This is a genomic window from Pseudoprimorskyibacter insulae, assembly GCF_900302505.1.
GTDB lineage: Bacteria > Pseudomonadota > Alphaproteobacteria > Rhodobacterales > Rhodobacteraceae > Pseudoprimorskyibacter > Pseudoprimorskyibacter insulae.
This window is the reverse complement of record NZ_OMOJ01000016.1, coordinates 39611-58222: the sequence shown is the minus strand read 5'-3', so window position 1 is coordinate 58222 and position 18612 is coordinate 39611. Positions and strand designations below refer to the sequence as shown.

Genomic DNA, 18612 nt, shown 5'->3' with positions numbered 1-18612 from the left:
CGCAATCGCCCGCCCCGCTGCGCGAAATGAAAGCTCCGCGCGTCGGGCGATTGCTCAACCTGCGCCGATCGGCGTAAACACCAACCGGACTCCGGTCGCGGCTGGATGAAAGTTCAGTGGCAGGTCACGACCAATTCAAGTGGACCACTGAAACCAGTTTTTCGATCACAAAATATTACAGCTGTAACAAGTGCATGTACTACACTTAGTGACAGGTCGCGTGATCGGGCGGCTTCGCGATTGTGGCAAATCAAGTTAGATTCGGTAAACGGAAGGAGCTGCTTTAGCGATTGCAAAAGCGGCGTTCCCATATGAAATTATTGAATTTTCCGGAGGTGTAGGAAATGTCGGCGTCGTCACTAGAAGAAAAGGCGTTGCGGTTGTTCAGAACATTTGAACACGCGGGCAAAAATGTGAACCGCGTGACCGTAGAAGGGAGGCGGATTGTCTTGGATTTGGGCCAAGGCGAGGTCGTGGACGACTTTGAAGAAGTGGATATGCGTCATGGCAAAACGTGAGCTTCCCAAGCATGTCTACCGGCAGCGCAATGGAATTTATTTCCAGCGGCGGGGTTGGCCGTCTCATAAATTCCAAGCCGAATTCGGAACACCTGAATTCTGGAAGGAGTATGCGGACATTTTGGAAGGCAGGGCCGATAAGAAAACCGTTTCCGTTCGCAGCTTTCAAAGCTTGGTCGCAGACTATCGCAAATCGCCTCGATACAAAAATCTGAAACCACGCACTGCGTTGGACTATGATAAATACCTAGACTTTTTTGTATCCATCATGGGGGGTGTTAACCCCGCTAAAATGCAGCGAAAGGACGTCATCCGACTGCGGGACACCAATGAGGATAAGGTCTATTTCGCGAATTATTCTCTGCGAGTTCTTCGCGTTCTCATGGAGCACTGCGTCGATCTTGGGTGGCGTGAGAGCAATCCGGCCAAAGGTGTGCCAGAGCTGAAAACGCAGAAGAAGGAGCGTGAGCCGTGGCCGACCGAACTGTTGGCGGCCTATCGTGCGTCTTGCGCGATGGGAACGCGCGAACGGCTGGTTATGGAGCTGTGTGTAGGCACGGGCCAGCGCGTTGGGGATGTGCTCGATATGCGGTGGTCAGACATCAAAGATGGGGCGGTCTTCGTTCGGCAGAACAAGACCAGTAAGGAGCTATGGGTTCCCATCTTGCCGGAGCTTCAGGCGGCTTTGGACGCGGCTCCTCGGCATTCGATTTTCTTGCTGACCAATGAGCGTGGAACAAACCGTTGGTCCTATCGCGGGGCCTCTCAGGCCGTTCGCAAGGTCCGCGAAACCATTGGGGCCTTGGACTATGACATTCATAGTTGGCGGTACAACGCGGCTTGCGAGTTGTTGGAGGCTGGCTGCGGGGATGATCTGATCGCCTCGGTGACTGGTCAAAGCCCGACGATGGTTTTGCATTACACCAAGAAGATCAGGCAACGCTTGCGGGCGCAGGTGGCGCAGCGAAAGCGAACAGAACAAAAACAGAATGTTTAGAAGTTTGTTTAGACTTTCAAGCCAAGCGCGCCAAGTTGGGCGCTAAGTGCTTGAAAAAAAATGGAGGCGAGTACCGGAATCGAACCGGTGTACACGGATTTGCAATCCGGAAGGAAAGCCCGATATTTCAAAGCGTTGGGGTTTCAAAATTGCCCCAGACAAACCGCGAACAAGGCGTGAATGTTTCAAACGCAAATCTGGTGCACGAAAAGGAAAACGCCGGAGCAGCAGCAACTGCATCCGGCGTTCAAAGTGCAAAAGAAGTATCCGAACTTCGCGATGATTCTAGCGCATCGCTTGCCGAACGTCACCCCATTATCGTGCTGCATTGGGGGGCTTTGGCATGACTGTTCCCCATATCAACCGTTTTGAATGGATGAAGGCCGCGCTTCAGGCTGAGGGGCTTTCTCCTACCGCCAAGAACATTGTTTCGACGCTGGCAGTTGTCTTTGCAAATGATGAAACTGGGCAGTGCAACCCGTCTCAGGAAACCTTGGCGGATTACCTGAAAGTTCACCGCGACACCATCAAGCGCGCGTTGCGCGAGCTGCGCAATGCTGGATGGCTGGCATCTATGGGCGACGGTGGGCGCGGCAAAGCGCCCTTGCTACGCTTCCTCACACCCTCAAAAGTGATCCATTTCGACGCCGCAAAGGCGGGGCAAATTACCCCCAAAAACGACGAAAAAGGGGGGGCAAATCACCCCGCCCAAGGCACCAAAAGGGGGGAGGATTTGCAGCAAAAGGGGGGGCAAATCATCCCCCCGCTATATAATGCTAAACAATCTTTAGAACAAAAGGGGCGGACCCTTCATGCGTTCAGCACTCACAAGTTCGCTGGAAACATCTGCGAAGGGCTTCGCGCCATTGCGACCAAGGATTGGTCAAAGCTGAACCCTTGGGCTGATTGGCTGAGAAAGCAGGGATTGCCAGAGCTTCACGCGTTGGGCGTTTTTCACCGCGACCAGAAGGGCAATGCGTTCTTCCGCCTTCCCTACCTGACCCCGCCGGACAAGCCGGAACAGATCGAAGAGGCACGCCGCTTCTTCACGGCCATGCTGGATGAACAGGCGGTTGGCCATGCAGCGCAGTGAACCCGAAACCCGATGCAAGCCAAGCGATCAACTCGCAGACCTTGCCCGCCGCATCCGCCGATTGTGCCCCGATCACCGCGACCCGCACCGCTTCCACGAAGAAAAGTCCGAGATTGCCTATGAACTTTCACAGCTTGCCAACCGTGTCGTCTGAGAACGCCGCAAAGGGCTTGCGGGTCCTTCTGGGGGTGGGGGCATCACGGGTAATTCGCACCCCGACGTGTCACGCTATGCGGAAATTTTGCTAAGGGTAAGAAATCATGAAGATAATTGACCAATTGCCTTTGGAGGGGAAGCCGATCACCCAAATTGGGGGGCAGGATCTTTGCGAATTGCTGGACCTGTCTTCCGGTGCCCTCTCGGACCTCAAAAAGCGCGGCATTGCGGTGCATCTGGGGCACGATGCTTACGATCTGGCAGCGACGGTTGGGAACTACACGCGCCACCTTCGCAGCCTTGCGGCCAACTGGGGCAGCGCCGATCAAGCGGCCCAATTGACCGCCGAACGCGCCCGTCTTCTCAAGGGGCAGGCCGACGCCCAAGCCCTGAAAAACAGCAAGCTGCGCGGCGAACTGGTCGAGGCCGTCGAGGTCGAACGCAAATGGTCTGACCTTCTGCGCGGTGTCCGTGCCCGCCTGATGGCTGTCCCGGCCCGCCTTCGCGCCGATTTGCCCGATCTGGATGCAGCGACAACCCAAGCGATGGACCGCGCCATTCGCGATGCACTGACGGAGTTGGGCAATGACGACAATTGACGAAGTGGCCAGCAACGCCTTGCGTGCCTTGATCCCGCCGCCCCGGCTGCAACTGTCGCAGTGGATCGAGGCCAACGTTTGCCTGCCCGAAGGTGTGAGCGCACAGCCGGGGCCTGTCACGCTGTGGCCGTTCCAACGTGAAATTGCCGATGCAATCGGAGATCCCGCCCTTGAGCGTGTGACCTTGGTCAAGCCGGTGCGCGTGGGCTTCACAACGCTTCTAACCTCTGCTGTGGCCTCCTTCGTGGCGAACGAACCCGCGCCGATCCTTTGCCTTTTGCCAGCTGAAGCCGATTGCCGCGACTACGTGGTGAGCGACGTTGAACCGATCTTTGCCGCGTCCAGCACGGTTGCAAAGGCGTTGTCCGATGATCGGGAAGACGGCGACCGCAACACGCTTCTGTCGCGCCGCTTTCCCGGCGGTTCGCTGAAAGTTGTCGCCGCAAAGGCCCCCCGAAATTTGCGCCGGCACAACGTGCGCGTCTTGTTCATCGACGAAGCGGACGGCATGGAGTCGACCGCCGAAGGTTCGCCCATCCTGTTGGCCGAACGCCGGACGCTGTCGTTTCCTGACCGCAAGATCGTCTTGGGCAGCACGCCGGTTCACGACGAAACAAGCCACGTCCTTCGCGCCTATGCGCAGTCTGACGCCCGCGTATTCGAGGTGCCTTGCCCCTGCTGTGGCGTCTTCTCAGAAATCCAGTGGGACGCGATCATTTGGGACGAAGGCAAACCGGAAACCGCCCGTTGGAAGTGCCCTGAATGCCGTGAGGAGGTGCCAGAACGGCACAAGCCCGCAATGGTGGCTGAAGGCCAATGGCGTGCCACGCGGCCTGAGGTGCAAGGGCACGCGGGCTTTCGGCTGAATGCCTTGGTGTCGCTGCATATCAACGCCTCATGGTCGCGGTTGGCGGCTGAGTTCATCGGCGCCAAGGACGATCCCAGCACCCTACAGACCTTCGTCAACACGATCCTTGGCCAAGGCTGGCGCGGGGAAGGTGAAGAACTGGACGAAGACGGTTTGGCAGGCCGTGGTGAGGCCGTGGGGCTGGCTGAGGTGCCCGAAGGCGTGTTGACCGTCACAGTGGGCTGCGACGTCCAGCACGACCGCCTAGAGGTCACTTACGTTGGCTGGCAGGAAGACGGCACCGCCGTTGTCTTGGGCCATACCGTGATTTGGGGGCAGTGGGACGAAGACGCCACCTGGACTGATTTGGATACCTTGCTGAAAGAGACGTTCCCGCACGCGCTGGGGGGCCGGATCGGCATCGAGGCAGTCGCGATCGATGCGGGCGACGGCACCACCATGCACCGCGTCACGGCCTTCTGTCAGCCACGCACCCGGCGCAAGGTCATGGCCATCAAGGGCGCACCGGGAAACCGCCCGATGATCGAACGCGCCAGCTCTAAAACCAAGACAGGGGCAAGGCTTTGGATCGTTGGGGTTGATACCCTGAAAACCCTGATCTTTGGCCGGTTGTCGCGGGGGGCGTCCATTCGGTTGTCTGAGGATCTTCCCCGCGTCTGGCACGAACAGGTTGCCAGCGAACGCGCCGTACTGCGCTACCGCAAGGGCCAGCCGGTGCGCAGCTTTGAGCGGATACCCGGTCGCCGCGCTGAGGCACTGGATTGCCTTGTCTACGCCTTTGCCGCCCGACAGATGCTGCACCCCGATTGGGACGCCAAACGGCGGGAATTGGCCAATCCAGCGGGCGCAATCACGCGCCCGTCGCCGGTACTGCAATCGAACTGGATGCGCAGATAAGTTTGGTAGGTTGCACCTACGGGGCCGGTATCGGGCATTCCCCCAAAGCAACCCCGTAACTGGGTGAGTGGGAAAACCCCCAGACCGCGCGGCCCGTTCCCTAACGGGCGCGGCGCGGGTTTCAAGTGGTTAGTTCGCCTTAAGCGTAACAATTCCGGACGTGTATTGAGAAGTAGCCTGAATACTTCCGTCAGCTTCCATTACAACCGTCGTGACACTTTTGCCCTTTTTCAATTGGCGCGGCAAACCATCTGAGGCGACCAATTCGATTACCTCTTCCAGCGACATGTCGGCAACTAGTGTTGCTGGCTCTGGATATGCAGCGCTTAGAGTGCTCAAAATCTCCGAGTTCATGCTTCGATTGTTCTTTTCAGCGACGGATTTGATTCTGTCGCGCATGCCGTCTGGCATTCGAAGGATGAACTTATCCTGATTTTGAGGCTTTCGGTCTGTCATGATGGCATAGAGCCATATTCGACGCTTGACGCAATGATGGCAATGAGCCATGATATCAATGAGCCATCATGAGGGATGTTAGATATGAAGCCAATGCAAGTACGTCTTCCCGACGACCTCAAGGCTTGGATTGCGAACCAAGCTGAACTGAATAGCTCGTCTCAAAATTCCGAAGTTATCCGGGCCATTCGCGAAAGGGTGGAACGGGAAGAAGCCAAGAAGATTTAAATTTGGAGCACCATACAATGACGAACCAACCCGTTTGCGGGAAAGATGAAACTCGCCCTGTCACCCTGTGGGAAAATGAGACTGTCCACGGCCATGCCCTTTGCCACGAGTCTTGCGTGGACGAACACTTTGCCGCTGTGAAGGCCCTTCGAGACCGTCAAGCGGCCTATCTGGACAGTTTGCCGACCGATCCCAAAGAGGCGATTAAAGCCGCGCGTGCGATCATGACGCCCGATTTTGAGCCGTATCCCGAAGGCGTGAAAGAGGCCCTTTACCTGTCGGTCGCGCTGGAGTCGTTGGTCAACGGCGAAGGGATTGAAGGGCGCGGCCTAGACCGCGATGCGGCAAGATTCATCGCCAACCGCGTCTCAACCGCCATGTTCAACGTCATGAAAGACCTAGATCGGCTCTCCGATGTCCTTGAAAATCCGAGCAGATTTGAGCGGCTGGAATAGGTATTTTGCCAAGGCCAAATTGGGAGGCTGACCAGCTAGAAAATCGTTGCATGCGCATCGAAATATTGACTTCACCATGGCAACATGAGACTTTCGATGAAGTTGCAACGATTTTATGGGCCTAAAATGAAGAGCAAAGAATTCAAGATGGGCGTAGCCGACAAGGTAATTGGCTTGAATCAAGCTACTTTGCGGGCATGGCGTCGGAAAGGTTACCTTACCGAACTTGGCTTGGCCCCGGATGGGACCACGGCGTATCTGAGCGTTGTAGACATTTGCGTTTTGCAAGTTGCGAATGAACTGATCCATATTTTTCGCATTGAAACCAAGAACGCGATCAAAGTTGCGTCTTCAATGTCTGACATTATTCAGTTCCTGATTCCCAAAGTTCAGATGGCCAGTAGCCCGCATGAGAACGGCATTGCCATACTGCGGCCTTCCCGCGTGATTGATGAAGTTTATTCCGTTGATTTTGTGGAAAAATCTTCCGATCTGAGTATGTACTTCGCCCTGCAAACATCATCGAATGCAATCTGCTACGACATTGGTCAAACCTGTTTTGAGGTCATGAAAAGGTTCGCGACCCTTGAGGTTCGCGTATGAGCCTCTTTTCCCGATCTCTGGCCAAAGTGTTTCGCCGTTCCGGCATTGAGGCCGGGGGCGGTGGGCGACGTTGGGAAGGTGCTTCCGTCCTGACCTCGCCCTTGCAAAGCACGCTTGCCGCACGCGGACCGGCACAGGCCCGCGCTGCGGCACAGTCCGTCAATACGCCCTACGGTAGCCGCTGCATCGAGGTTTGGACCTCTGCGCTTGTTGGCAAAGGCTGGCAGGTGCGGGCGCGTCACCCCAACGCCGCTACGGCCCGCGATCTGAATGAGGCGTTTGAGGCGTTGACCGCCCCCCAGTTGCCGGTTCTGGCCCGCGCCCTTGTGCGCGATGGTGAGGCGTTCGCCCGTATCCAGATCACTGCGCAAGGCGATATTCGGGTTAAGCCGATCCCGGCAGAACAGATTGACCCGACGATCAACCGCGACCTTGGCAACGGTGGCCGTATCGTTGCCGGTATCGAGTTCGACGCCGACGACGAAATCACCGCCTATCACATCTTGCCCGAAGCGCCGGGAACGCCCTTTGCCGTCTATGGCACGGCTGTACGCGTTCCGGCCCGTGAGGTGCTGCACGTCTTTGACAAGCTGTTTCCGGGGCAGGTGCGCGGCTTGTCTTGGTTGGCACCGGTTCTGGCCAAGCTGCGCGACCGCGACGACGCATCCGACGCGCTATTGATGCTCTTGAAGGTGTCCAGCCTTATGACCGGCTTTGTGCGCGACCCCGATGGCAGTTTCGCGGGCTTCGAAGGTCAGGCGGACGGTAGCGCGTTGAATGTGGCCTTGGAGCCGGGCGCAATGCGCATTCTGCCCCAAGGGGCGGACGTGACTTTTTCGACGCCGGGACAGGGCTTGGCGCAAGCGGTTGACTTCTTGCGCGCCCAAGATCGGGAAATCGCCGCTGGCTTGGGTCTGACCTTCGAGGCGTTGACCGGCGATCTGACCCAAACGAACTACAGTTCGGCCCGCGTGGGCCTGTTGGAGTTCCGCCGCCGCGCCGAAATGCTGCAACGGTCTTTGATCGAAGGGCAGTTCTTGCGCCCCTTGTGGCGGCGCTGGATCGAACTTCGTTTCCTGAATGGCGAAATCACCGCGACCCCCTCCGAGATGAACGATTATTTTGCCGTGCGTTTCGTGCCCCCCGGTTGGCAGTGGGTTGACCCGAAAAACGAGGTCGAAGCCGACGCCCGCGCAATCGAAGCCGGTTTGAAAAGCCGTGAGGAAGTCGTTGCAGGCCGGGGCCGCGACATTGACGACCTGAACGAAGAATTGGCCCGCGACCAAAAGGAGGGCAACGCATGAGCATTCACCTTCGCAACCTGACCACCAAGCCGAACACGGTAGATCCCGAAAACCGAACGGTTGAAGCCATTGTTTCGACCGGGGCAGACACGCCGCGCGGTGCCTACATCGAGCGTTTGGATTTGGCCGGGGCTGACCTGTCGCGCTTGATCGGTGCGCCGGTCTTGGACGCGCATCGCAGCGCCTCCACCCGTGACCAGTTGGGCGTTGTCGAAGCCGCTGAACTGCGGCCCGAAGGCATTTGGGTTCGGATGAAATTTCGCAGCGCGTCCAGCGCGTTGTCTGTTCTTTCCGACATCGAAGACGGCACGTTGCGCGGCCTGTCCATCGGATACCAGGTCGCCAAGTGGGAAGACACGCGCAACGGTCAAACCCGCATTCGTACCGCGAAAATCTGGACGCCTATCGAGGTGTCCGTTGTTCCAGTCCCGGCTGATCCGGGCGCACACTTCCGCAATGGAGAAATGACCATGGAAGCACAAGAAACCGTTATCGAGCAGTCCACCGAAACCACGACCCGCGCCGCCGAGAACGCGGAAATTCGCACCATCGCCGCAACCGCCGGTTTGACGCGGGCTTGGGCTGATGAACAGATTGACGCCGCCGCAACCCCGGACGAAGCCCGCCGCGCGGCCTTTGAGGCCATGCAGCAGCGTTCGACCAGCACGCAAACCCGCACCACACGCGCCACCGTGGGCACCGACAACACCGACCCGGCAGTTATTGCCACGCGTGCCGGTGAGGCGCTGTATGCCCGTTCGCACCCGGACCACGATCTGAGCGCACCGGCCCAACAGTACGCGGCCATGTCGTGCGTGGATATTGCCCGCGATTGCTTGCAGCGTTCCGGCCTTTCGACCTCCGGCCTTGCCGCTGGCACGGTGGTTACCCGCGCCTTGAATTCGACCTCTGACTTTCCGCTGATCCTTGGCGATGCGGTTGGGCGTGAACTGCGCCGCGCCTATCAGGCGGCACCGTCCGGCGTTCGTCTTCTGGCTCGCCAGACCACGGCCCGCGACTTCCGCGCCAAGCGTGCCTTGCAGTTTGGTTCCGGGCCTGATCTGAAAAAGGTCTCTGAAACGGGTGAGTTTTCCTACGGCACGATTGACGAAAGCGGCGAAAGCTACAGCGTCGAAACGTTCGGCCGGATTTTTGGCATTTCCCGGCAAGCGCTGGTCAATGATGATCTCGGGGCGTTTACGCAGATCCCCGCCAAGCTGGGCGAAGCGGCCCGCGCTTTCGAGGCAGCGCAGCTGGTGGCCCTGTTGACCTCCAACCCGACCATGAGCGACGGCACGGCAGTGTTCCACGCTGACCACAACAACCTTGCGGCGACGGGCGCAAGCCTGTCTATCGCCACGCTGACCGCCGCCCGCACGGCCATGCGCCGTCAGAAGGGCCTTGCCGGTGAACCGATCAACGCCACCCCTTTCGCTGTTGTCGTTCCGCCGGAACTTGAAACCGAAGCGGAACAGCTTCTGACGCAGATCAACGCCGCCAAGTCGGATGACGTTAACCCGTTTGGCAAGCTGACCTTGGCCGTGGAACCGCGTCTTAGCGACGTGAACGCTTGGTACGTGGCCGCTGATCCCGCCACCATCGACGGCTTGGAGTATGCCTATCTTGAGGGCGCACCCGGCCCGCAGATCGAGACGCAACAGGGCTTCGAGGTGGACGGGGTGAAGATCAAAGTGCGCTTGGACTTTGGTTGTGGCTGGATCGACCACCGCGGCTGGCACAAGAACGCGGGTGTCTAATGGCAATCAGCGTCACCGAACTTGAAGAAATGCGCGACGCCCTAGTTCGGGCGCGCGCACGCGGTGCGCGGGAAGTGCAATACAATAACGAACGCGTGCGCTACGGCTCAGACTCGGAAATGGCCCGAGCAATTGCCGATCTGGACGCACGCATTCGCCAAACCACCTCCACCCGCCCCAGCACCGTTCGGTTTTCCTCTTCGAAAGGTTTTTAGCGATGGCACGAGAACACACGAAAGCAAAAGCATTTGCTCAAATGCTCATGCGTGAGGCCCGTGACTGCGGCTGGCTTTATAACCGTATTGAAATGAAGCCTGATGGGACGGTCATTGCACTATCGGGTATGGTTGAGCCGGAAGGAAATGACGACTTCTGCGCAGAAGACTTGCGGATGGGCAAATGACGAAAAAGGGCCTTCCCAAGTACGTCTACTATGATCGGGGATACTACCGTTTCATTCGTCGTTCGCGGGGCCAATCCGTAATGATGAAAGAGGAGCCGGGAACGCCTGAGTTTTGGGACCACTACAACCTACTACTGAAAGGCCGCGCCCCAATCCCAGCAAAGCGCACTTTCGAGACACTGATTCTGAGCTATTTTGAAAGCCAAGCTTACAAGAAGCTGAAACCGCGCACGAAGGCCGATTACAGGAAGTATATCGGACACATTCGGACGATCTGGGGCACCAAAGACCCCGCCAAGATTGAGACGCATCACATCTATGAGTTGCACCGAGCAAATGCGGAACGCTGGCGGCAGGCCAATTACTTGGTTCAAGTGATGGTTGTTTTGATGAACCATGCCCGCTTGATTGGCTTTATCAAGAAAGAGCATGGCAACCCCGCCAAAGGAATTCCGCTTTTCAAGCAGGAAAGCAACGGCTGGGAACCGTGGCCGAAAGATGTACGGGCAGAGTTCGAGGCGATTGCAACCCCACGAGCACGGCTTGTCTACGAATTGTGTTTGGGCACAGGTCAGCGGATCGGTGATGTTCTGAAAATGAAGTGGGAACACGTTCGCGATGGCCATTGGGATTTCACGCAGGGCAAAGGCGACAAGCCGATGTGGATACCTTTCACGGACCGCCTCAAGTCATTTCTAGCGACCGTCGAAAAGAAGGGCCTTACCGTCATCACAGATACGGCAGGCCGCCCCGTTCAATACCGCACCGTTGCCGAGGAAATGCGCAAGGTCAAAGCCAAGATGCAGCACCCGGATGCTGCCCTATACGTCACCCATGGACTGCGTAAGAACGCGACGATTGAGCTTTATCTGGCCGGATGTGATGACGAGATGGTCAAGGCTGTCACCGGGCACTCAGGCGTTGAGATGCTTAAAAAATACGGCGGGCCGATCCGGCAACGGGAACTTGCAACGCGGGCTCAGAACGCCCGAAACCGTTTTGAACAGAACAGGAAGGAAACGTGAATGTTTCAACGCCTGTTTCAAAAATCAAGCAAGAGGAGTCTGAGCATGACGCAAGTCATTGATAATGTTGGAGGCGAGTACCGGAATCGAACCGGTGTACACGGATTTGCAATCCGCTGCGTCACCACTCCGCCAACTCGCCATCCGTGGTGTTGTGCGGATTTAGCCCAGTCGTTCGGGTTCCGCAAGCCCTCTCGGATGGGGGATCGCAGAAATGCGCATTCGTGGGCGGAAAGGCGGGCAGCGACCATTTGCTTCGGGAAACTTCCGCGCTTTGCATTGTTGTCCTGAGAGAGCTGTGGCATTAAGTATGCGAGGAATCTGAACGAACGAGTTTAGTAGATGACTGACTACGCTGCACGCCGAACAATGATGGTCGACACTCAGGTCCGCCCGTCTGATGTGACCAAGTTCCCGATTATTGACGCCATGCTGTCTGTACCGCGCGAAAGTTTCGTGCCGCGCGACAAGCGTGAGGCGGCCTATATCGGTGAAAACGTCGAGCTGGGCGGCGGCCGCGTTGTGCTTGAGCCGCGCACGCTGGCGAAAATGCTGGACGCGCTGGACATCGCCAATGACGAACTGGTTCTCGATATCGGCACGGGCCTTGGCTATTCGTCGGCAGTGATTGCCCGCATCGCCGAAGCTGTTATCGCGGTTGAAGATGACGAAGACCGCGCGGATGAAGCTCAGGCGCTTTTGTCGGAAAACGGGTCGGACAATGTCGTGCTGCACAAAGGTGCGCTGACGGCTGGTGCGGCGGATCATGGCCCCTACGATGTCATCATCGTGCAGGGCGGCGTTGAATATCTGCCCGAGGCTTTGACCGAGCAGCTGAAAGAGGGCGGCCGCATTTGCGTTCTGTTCCAGACCGGCGCTTTGGGCGAGGTTCGCATCGGCTATAAAATCGACGGCAAAATGCACTGGCGTTTGGCGTTCAACGCTGGCGCGCCTGTTCTGCCCGGTTTTGAAAAGCACGCGGCGTTTTCACTTTGACATCCTAGGGCGCGCGCCCAATTCTGCAGACCTGAACAAGGGGGACAGACTGTGAGCATGGTAAACACATTCCGTGGTCGCATTGGGCGCATCGCGCTTGCTGCAACGATGGCGGCATTTGCCGCGGCACCGGTCAGCGCCGAGACGCTGGCCGACGCGCTGGCCAGCGCCTACAAACACAGCGGTCTTCTGGAACAGAACCGTGCCTTGCTGCGCGCCGCTGATGAAGATGTGGCCTCGGCCATTGCGGATTTGCGTCCGATCATTTCATGGTCGGTTGAAGCAAGCCGCAGCTTTGGCACCCAGCGCAGTTCCTCAACCGGTGGCGCCGTCGCGGGATTTGCCAACAATACACTGACCGCCAATTTGACCGCGCAACTGTCGATCTATGATTTCGGCAAGGGCAAGCTGGCGGTGGATGCGGCCAAGGAAACGGTCCTGTCCACGCGTGAGGCGCTGATTGGCGTTGAACAGCAGGTCATGGCCAATGCCGTTGCGGCCTTTATGGCGGTGCGCAGCTCGTCTGAGCAGGTGGCCCTGAGCCAAAGCAACGTGCGCGTCATCACCGAAGAATTGCGTGCGGCGCGTGACCGGTTCGATGTGGGTGATGTGACCCGGACCGACGTGGCCCTGACCGAGGCTGCGCTGGCTTCGGCCAATGCCAATCAGGCGCTGGCGCTTGGCAATTATGAGGTCGCCCGCGAACAGTATCGCGCGACGGTTGGCCATTACCCCAAGAACCTGGTTGCTCCTACGTCCTTGCCGCGCTTGCCCGGCAGCGAAGAGTCCGCGAAATCCACGGCAGTGCGTCAGCACCCGTCGATGCTTCGGGCCCAACATGACGTCGCCGTTGCGGATATCAATGTTCTGCGCGCGCAGGCGGCGATGAAGCCGGATGTGACGCTGGAAGGCGGGCTGCGGTTGCAAGACACGCTGGGGAACAACAACTTCAGCAACTCAGCGACGGTGACGCTCAAGGCTGCTGGTCCGATCTATGCGGGCGGCAAGCTGTCGGCGCTGTATCGTCAGGCGATTGCCCGCCGGGATGCGCAGCGGGGCAACCTGCATGTGGTGCGTCACACGGTCGAACAGGATGTCGGCAATGCCTTTGCCCGCCTGCAAGTCGCCACCGCCAGCCGTGATGCCAGCGAACGCCAGATCCGAGCCGCGACCGTCGCGTTCCGCGGTGTGCGCGAAGAGGCCACGCTTGGCACGCGGACCACGCTGGATGTTCTGAACGCCGAACAGGAACTGCTGGATGCACGCGCTGGGTTCATCTCGGCTGCGGCGGATGAGTACGAAGCGGCCTATAACGTGCTGGCGTCGATCGGCCAATTGACCGCCGCCAGCCTGAAGCTGAACGTGCCGGTTTATGATCCGTCCGAATATTACAATTTGGTCAAAACCGCCCCCACGGTGCGCAGCGAACAAGGAAAACAGTTGGACCGCGTGCTCAAGGCGCTTGGAAAAGAGTAGAGTTTTCGCGGATCTATTGTCAGAATCTTTTGGTCGGGCTAGGCTTATGCCCGAGGCGAGAGTGGTAGTCCGTTATGTCTGATCCAGTCACGAATGTTCCCGTGGAAGATGTTCTATCGTCCATTCGAAAGCTCGTGTCTGCAAACATTGGGCCGCAGGAAGCTGCGGAACCCAATGCGACAGCACAGGCGGAGCAGGAGCGGGATAAATCAATGGACAAGCTGGTTCTGACGCAGGCACTCAGGATTCCTGATCCGGTTGAGGCTGATCTTGGTAGCTCGCTTGGTCAGGAAGATGACGTTCTGCTGGATACCACCGATTTGGCCGAAGGTCTGGATGAGCCCGCAGCGCCCGACGATGTCAGCCTTGATGTGTCGCAAGATGCCACCTTGGCCGAAGTGTCGGCCTTGGCGCAGCGTCTGGGCGGTCTGACCGACAAGGCCGCCAAGGAAGCCATCCTCGAAGAATTGCGTATCGCGCTGTTTCAACGCTTCCCGGCGCAGGTCGCTGAAGCCGCCGAAGCACCTGCGCCCGCCGCAGAAATGCCTGCGCCTGTCATGGACGATGTTATTCCCCTGACACTGCTGAAAGCGGTTGAGGCCGAGGAAACGCCGTCTGACCGAGCGCGGACCTTGGAAGAAAAGATTGCCGAGCTTGAGGCCATGATTGGCCGCGGGCAGGGCGAGTGGGAGTCGGAAACTGGTGATGCAATGGCAGATCCTGTCGCCCCGATGCCCGAAGTGTGGGACGAACTGACCGCGCCAGAAGAGACTGCCGCCGAGGTGGTTGACGCACCTGCCGCGTCTGAGGCGCCTGCCGCCGAGGCCTCCGCCGAAGTGCCTGAGGCCCCGATGGCGCTGGATGTCGACCCTGACACGTCCATCACCGCGCCTGAGGCCGATGAGGCCCCTACGCCGCATGTCCTGTTTGCGCATCGCGCGCCTGAGAAATCGGCAGAGGCGCCGCGCCGCCCGGACTTCCCGCCTTTGCGCGCTGTTCCGAATTCAGCGACCAAAGCCACTGGCATGGATGAGGCCGCGCTGCGCGGGTTGATCCAGCAGGTTCTACAAGAGGAACTGCGCGGGGTCTTGGGGGAACGGATCACACGCAACGTGCGCAAGATGGTGCGCCGCGAAATCCAGCGGGCGCTGATGGCGCGAGAGCTGGAATAACCCTTTCGGGGCAATCGGAAAAAACAAAAAGCGCACCCTTGGGTGCGCTTTTGTCATAGTAGGCCGTGGTGTTGGATCAGGCGGCTTCTGCCTGTTGCGCAGCGTTACGACGCTCGCTTTCTTCGCGCGACAGGGCGACCGACGTGCGGATCCCTTTCGACACGAATTCCATCAGCCCGGACACCACACGTTCGTTCGGGTCGATGCCTGCGCATGACAGCACTTCACGGCCATCACGCGAACGCGCCCAGCGGGCGATCTGCTCAGGTCCATTGCCATACTTCTTGTCGTCAGCAATGGCATCATCCAGAGCAGCAAGAACAACGGCGGCGAAGAGTTTGCGCGCACGGTTCCCTTGTTCGGTGTTGAACGCTGTACCGTCAACGAAATCCGTCATGATTCGTCCTTTAATTATTGCTCTTGTATTTTGTGGCGTGGCGAGGGTTATGGCCTATATCGTGCGATTCGGATACCCCTATAAGGCATAGCACCTATGCGCCCTATGCATGGCTTTCTGCGGGTGCATAACGAAATAGGTTGTCTTGCCAGCCTGCCACCCGCCAGATATAGGAGGGCGCAACGATCTATCAACCTTTTGTCACGGTTTTGCACATGCCCAAGATCAACGGTAACGAAATTCGCCCCGGAAACATCCTTGAACATGAAGGCGGCCTGTGGGCTGCGGTCAAGGTTGATCACGTCAAGCCAGGGAAGGGCGGTGCTTTTGCTCAGGTTGAAATGCGCAACCTTCGCAGCGGCTCCAAGCTGAACGAACGCTTCCGCAGCGCCGATAAGGTGGAACGCGTGCGCCTTGAGCAAAAGGACCAGCAGTTCCTGTATGAAACTGACGGCATGCTGGTGTTCATGGATTCCGAAACCTTCGAACAGATCGAACTGCCCGCAGATCTGCTTGGCGAACGTCGCCCGTTCTTGCAGGACGGCATGACCATCGTTGTGGAATTCCACGAAAGCGAAGCGCTGAACGCGACGCTGCCGCAGAAAGTGACCTGCAAAGTGGTTGAGACGGAGCCGGTCGTAAAAGGCCAGACCGCCGCCAACAGCTTTAAACCGGCCATTCTGGACAATGGCGTCAAGGTCATGGTGCCGCCGTTCATCGCGCAGGACGAGGACATCATCGTCAACACCGAGACCATGGAATATTCGGAACGCGCCTAAGCCGCTGTTTCGATCCAAGCAAAAGGGCCGCCCCCAGCAAGGTGCGGCCCTTCGCATGTCCGGCGTATACCGGTTAGATGAATTCGGTCGTGTAGTGCAGATCGGCCAGGGCGATGTCGTTGAAGACAATCACATCGTCCCCCCAATGTACCGTGACCGCGCTGCGGCTTTCGCTGATTTGAAACTCGGTTCCGGCATCGGCGGTCGGGATGGTGAAGATCGCCGTATCCTGTGCCCGGTCAAACCCGTTGATGACCTTGTCCTGCCCCATGCCAAGCGTAAAGACAAAGGTGTCCGCTGCGGCTGTGGCATTGATCAGGTCTGGGCCGTCATCGACCTCGGCGACCGAGAACAGCGTCGCAAGGTCAAACTGGTCCACTGTGGTTTCCATGATCCGCACGGCCATCTTATAGCTTGAGGTCTTGTATTGGTTGGTGCCGTCAAAGCCGATGCCAACCAGAACCTTGCCTTCCAACTGCACGATCTTGGCAACATTCAGCACCTCTTGGAGCGAGTCCGCGCCAGAGACGTTGATCGTGATCGTTTCTTTCAGCGGTTTGTAATCGTTCACAGTGTCGTACTGCGACACGTCCATATCCCATTGCAGGATAAAGGTATCGATGTCGCTGCCACCGTCCAGCGTGTCATTGCCGAAGCCTGCGATCAGGGTGTCATTGTCATCGCCGCCGGCAAGGTAGTCATTGCCGCCGCCGCTGATCAGTAGGTCGTTATGCGCGCCGCCCGACAGGTTGTCGTTCAGTGATCCGCCAATCAGCGTGTCATTGCCGCTGCCGCCGCCAATGGTGTTGTACCCGTCGATCAGGAAATGCGTCAGGTCCAGCACCACGCCGCCATCGACCGCGCGGTCGCCACGGCCTTCTTCATCGGCCATGAACGCGCCAGATCCAAACATCTGCATCGAGTTGACGCGCTGGCCGCCGATTTCGGTCACGAAATCCCAGCTGTACCAGCTGAGATCGTAGCTGCCGCCGCCGACCAGATAATCCGAACCTGCGCCGCCGTAGATCGTGTCGTTCCCGGCTTCACCGTAGATCGTGTCGCCATTGTCGCCGCCGGTCATGAAGTCATGGCCATTGCCGCCGATAATCAGGTCGTTGCCATCGCCGCCGTAGGCCTGATCCGACCCGTCGCGCCCCAGAAGCGTGTCATTGCCTTCGTTGCCGGTCAGGAAGTCATTGCCTGCGCCCGCATCAACGATGTCATTGCCGTCGCCGCTGTGCAGGGTGTCATCGCCGTCGCCCGACAGGATCGAGTCATTGCCGTCCCCCGCAGCCACATCGTTCGTGCCGTGGCCCGCCTCGATATGGTCATCGCCATCACCTGCGTCGATGCGGTCACGCCCTGCGCCTGCCAGAATGGTGTCATTGCCCTGGCCGCCGGAAATTCGGTTGGTGCCATGGCCCGCCCAGATCAGATCGCTTTCGTCGCCGCCGTCCACGCGGTCGTCGCCATTGCCGGAGGTCATGGTATCTGCGCCGGTGCCGCCCGCGACGCGGTTGTTGCCGTGTCCGGCGTAAAGCGTGTCATTGCCTTCGCTGCCCACGACCCAGTCATCGCCGCTGCCTGCGGTCAGGAAGTCGTCGCCTGTGCCGCCGGTCATGCGGTTGTTGCCTTCGCCACCGATCACGGTGTCGTTGCCTTCGCCGCCGTTCATCCAGTCGTTGCCGTCATGGCCGTTCATATAGTCGTCTTCGTCGCCGCCGTTCATGCGGTCGTTGCCCGCACCGCCAAGGACCGTATCGTTGCCCTTGCCGCCGTTGACCCAATCGTCGCCATCGTCGCCGGTGATATAGTCGTTGCCCGCGCCGCCATCGCCGCGGTCATTGCCCGCGCCGCCAAGAATAGTGTCATTGTCATCGCCGCCCGACAGGCGGTCGTCGCCGTCGCCTGCGTCGATGTAGTCGCGTCCTTCGCCGCCATCGGCGCGGTCGTTGCCGGGCCCTGCCAGAAGGGTGTCATTGCCTTCGCCGCCTGCCAGCCGGTCATTGCCTGCGCCTGCGGTGGCGTGGTCATTGCCATTGCCGCCGTTCAGCCAGTCGAAATCATCGCCGCCGATCAGGATATCGTTGCCTTCGCCGCCGTTCATCGTGTTGTCGCCCGAAGTGCCGCCGTCCAGGGTATCGTTGCCGTTACCGCCGTTCAGCTTGTCATGGCCGCCACCCGTCGAGATGTAGTCGGCGCCATCAAGGCCGTTGATGATGTCATGAGTGTCGCCGGTAATGATCGTGTCGCCACGGTTCGTTCCGTCGATGGAGTTGCGGACAAATTTGTCCTTTGTCTGCTCGGTCGTTGCCACAGTCATCGGTTCTCACCCAAAGTCACAGGGGCCTGCCAACAGTTTGGTCAGGTCTGTTTTTGTGCGTTCCGAAACAAGATCTTTGCCCGCAGTATACTGTTTACAAAAACACCGAT

At 58.6% G+C, this 18612-nt stretch carries 22 protein-coding genes and 1 tRNA gene; 19 read left to right on the top strand and 4 right to left on the bottom strand.

Features of this window, described 5'->3' with window-relative positions; all coding sequences use genetic code 11:
• The first annotated feature begins 344 nt into the window (after positions 1-344).
• The 7 genes from PRI8871_RS19735 (at position 345) to PRI8871_RS18615 (ending at position 5128) form a co-directional block, all read left to right on the top strand.
• Complete coding sequence (locus tag PRI8871_RS19735) at positions 345-518, top strand: hypothetical protein (protein ID WP_181389534.1); 174 nt, start codon at positions 345-347, stop codon at positions 516-518.
• Positions 505-1515: a tyrosine-type recombinase/integrase gene (locus tag PRI8871_RS18635; protein WP_108887705.1), complete on the top strand. Its 1011-nt coding sequence runs from the start codon at positions 505-507 to the stop codon at positions 1513-1515. The genes PRI8871_RS19735 and PRI8871_RS18635 overlap by 14 nt, the downstream gene beginning before the upstream one ends.
• A gap of 50 nt (positions 1516-1565) precedes the next feature.
• Positions 1566-1862: a hypothetical protein gene (locus PRI8871_RS18630; protein ID WP_146188714.1), complete on the top strand. Its 297-nt coding sequence runs from the start codon at positions 1566-1568 to the stop codon at positions 1860-1862.
• Entirely contained in the window at positions 1859-2608 is a 750-nt protein-coding gene (locus tag PRI8871_RS18625; protein ID WP_108887703.1) for a helix-turn-helix domain-containing protein, read from the top strand. Before PRI8871_RS18630 ends, PRI8871_RS18625 begins: the two co-directional genes overlap by 4 nt.
• Complete coding sequence (locus PRI8871_RS19730; RefSeq protein WP_181389533.1) at positions 2595-2762, top strand: hypothetical protein; 168 nt, start codon at positions 2595-2597, stop codon at positions 2760-2762. Before PRI8871_RS18625 ends, PRI8871_RS19730 begins: the two co-directional genes overlap by 14 nt.
• A gap of 106 nt (positions 2763-2868) precedes the next feature.
• Positions 2869-3363: a DNA packaging protein gene (locus PRI8871_RS18620; protein ID WP_108887702.1), complete on the top strand. Its 495-nt coding sequence runs from the start codon at positions 2869-2871 to the stop codon at positions 3361-3363.
• Complete coding sequence (locus PRI8871_RS18615; RefSeq protein ID WP_108887701.1) at positions 3350-5128, top strand: phage terminase large subunit family protein; 1779 nt, start codon at positions 3350-3352, stop codon at positions 5126-5128. Before PRI8871_RS18620 ends, PRI8871_RS18615 begins: the two co-directional genes overlap by 14 nt.
• 129 nt (positions 5129-5257) lie before the next feature.
• Here PRI8871_RS18615 and PRI8871_RS18610 read toward each other — a convergent pair whose 3' ends face one another.
• Entirely contained in the window at positions 5258-5584 is a 327-nt protein-coding gene (locus PRI8871_RS18610; RefSeq protein ID WP_108887713.1) for an Arc family DNA-binding protein, read from the bottom strand.
• Between the two features lie 75 nt (positions 5585-5659).
• Between PRI8871_RS18610 and PRI8871_RS18605 the strand changes: the two genes are divergently transcribed.
• From PRI8871_RS18605 to PRI8871_RS18570, 8 genes are all read left to right on the top strand, one after another.
• Positions 5660-5812, top strand: a complete 153-nt coding sequence (locus tag PRI8871_RS18605) for an Arc family DNA-binding protein (RefSeq protein ID WP_108887700.1) — start codon at positions 5660-5662, stop codon at positions 5810-5812.
• A gap of 116 nt (positions 5813-5928) precedes the next feature.
• Positions 5929-6267, top strand: a complete 339-nt coding sequence (locus tag PRI8871_RS18600; RefSeq protein WP_146188713.1) for a hypothetical protein — start codon at positions 5929-5931, stop codon at positions 6265-6267.
• A 96-nt stretch (positions 6268-6363) separates the two neighbouring features.
• Positions 6364-6870: a hypothetical protein gene (locus tag PRI8871_RS18595; RefSeq protein ID WP_108887698.1), complete on the top strand. Its 507-nt coding sequence runs from the start codon at positions 6364-6366 to the stop codon at positions 6868-6870.
• Positions 6867-8174, top strand: a complete 1308-nt coding sequence (locus PRI8871_RS18590; RefSeq protein ID WP_108887697.1) for a phage portal protein — start codon at positions 6867-6869, stop codon at positions 8172-8174. Before PRI8871_RS18595 ends, PRI8871_RS18590 begins: the two co-directional genes overlap by 4 nt.
• The gene (locus tag PRI8871_RS18585) at positions 8171-9931 is read left to right on the top strand and encodes a prohead protease/major capsid protein fusion protein (RefSeq protein WP_108887696.1); all 1761 of its coding nucleotides are present in this window, start codon (positions 8171-8173) and stop codon (positions 9929-9931) included. The genes PRI8871_RS18590 and PRI8871_RS18585 overlap by 4 nt, the downstream gene beginning before the upstream one ends.
• Entirely contained in the window at positions 9931-10146 is a 216-nt protein-coding gene (locus PRI8871_RS18580) for a phage head-tail joining protein (protein WP_108887695.1), read from the top strand. The genes PRI8871_RS18585 and PRI8871_RS18580 overlap by 1 nt, the downstream gene beginning before the upstream one ends.
• A gap of 2 nt (positions 10147-10148) precedes the next feature.
• Complete coding sequence (locus PRI8871_RS18575) at positions 10149-10334, top strand: hypothetical protein (protein ID WP_108887694.1); 186 nt, start codon at positions 10149-10151, stop codon at positions 10332-10334.
• A complete protein-coding gene (locus tag PRI8871_RS18570) occupies positions 10331-11359 on the top strand; it encodes a site-specific integrase (protein ID WP_108887693.1) in 1029 nt (342 codons plus the stop codon). Before PRI8871_RS18575 ends, PRI8871_RS18570 begins: the two co-directional genes overlap by 4 nt.
• 68 nt (positions 11360-11427) lie before the next feature.
• Here the strand turns inward: PRI8871_RS18570 and PRI8871_RS18565 are convergent.
• A tRNA-Cys gene (locus PRI8871_RS18565) sits at positions 11428-11501 on the bottom strand.
• A 200-nt stretch (positions 11502-11701) separates the two neighbouring features.
• Here PRI8871_RS18565 and PRI8871_RS18560 point away from each other — a divergent pair.
• From PRI8871_RS18560 to PRI8871_RS18550, 3 genes are all read left to right on the top strand, one after another.
• Positions 11702-12355, top strand: a complete 654-nt coding sequence (locus tag PRI8871_RS18560) for a protein-L-isoaspartate O-methyltransferase family protein (protein ID WP_108887692.1) — start codon at positions 11702-11704, stop codon at positions 12353-12355.
• 57 nt (positions 12356-12412) lie between these two features.
• The gene (locus tag PRI8871_RS18555) at positions 12413-13831 is read left to right on the top strand and encodes a TolC family outer membrane protein (RefSeq protein WP_245897970.1); all 1419 of its coding nucleotides are present in this window, start codon (positions 12413-12415) and stop codon (positions 13829-13831) included.
• A 212-nt stretch (positions 13832-14043) separates the two neighbouring features.
• Positions 14044-15003 (top strand): hypothetical protein, encoded by a 960-nt coding sequence (locus PRI8871_RS18550; protein ID WP_108887691.1) that lies wholly within the window; start codon positions 14044-14046, stop codon positions 15001-15003.
• A gap of 76 nt (positions 15004-15079) precedes the next feature.
• Here PRI8871_RS18550 and PRI8871_RS18545 read toward each other — a convergent pair whose 3' ends face one another.
• A complete protein-coding gene (locus PRI8871_RS18545) occupies positions 15080-15400 on the bottom strand; it encodes a DUF6280 family protein (protein ID WP_108887690.1) in 321 nt (106 codons plus the stop codon).
• Positions 15401-15615: 215 nt separating this feature from the next.
• Here PRI8871_RS18545 and efp point away from each other — a divergent pair, with 215 nt between their 5' ends.
• A complete protein-coding gene (gene efp, locus PRI8871_RS18540) occupies positions 15616-16179 on the top strand; it encodes an elongation factor P (protein WP_108887689.1) in 564 nt (187 codons plus the stop codon).
• Between the two features lie 73 nt (positions 16180-16252).
• Here the strand turns inward: efp and PRI8871_RS18535 are convergent, their stop codons facing one another.
• On the bottom strand, positions 16253-18502 hold the full coding sequence (locus PRI8871_RS18535) for a calcium-binding protein (protein ID WP_108887688.1): 2250 nt from the start codon (positions 18500-18502) through the stop codon (positions 16253-16255).
• Positions 18503-18612: the final 110 nt, after the last annotated feature.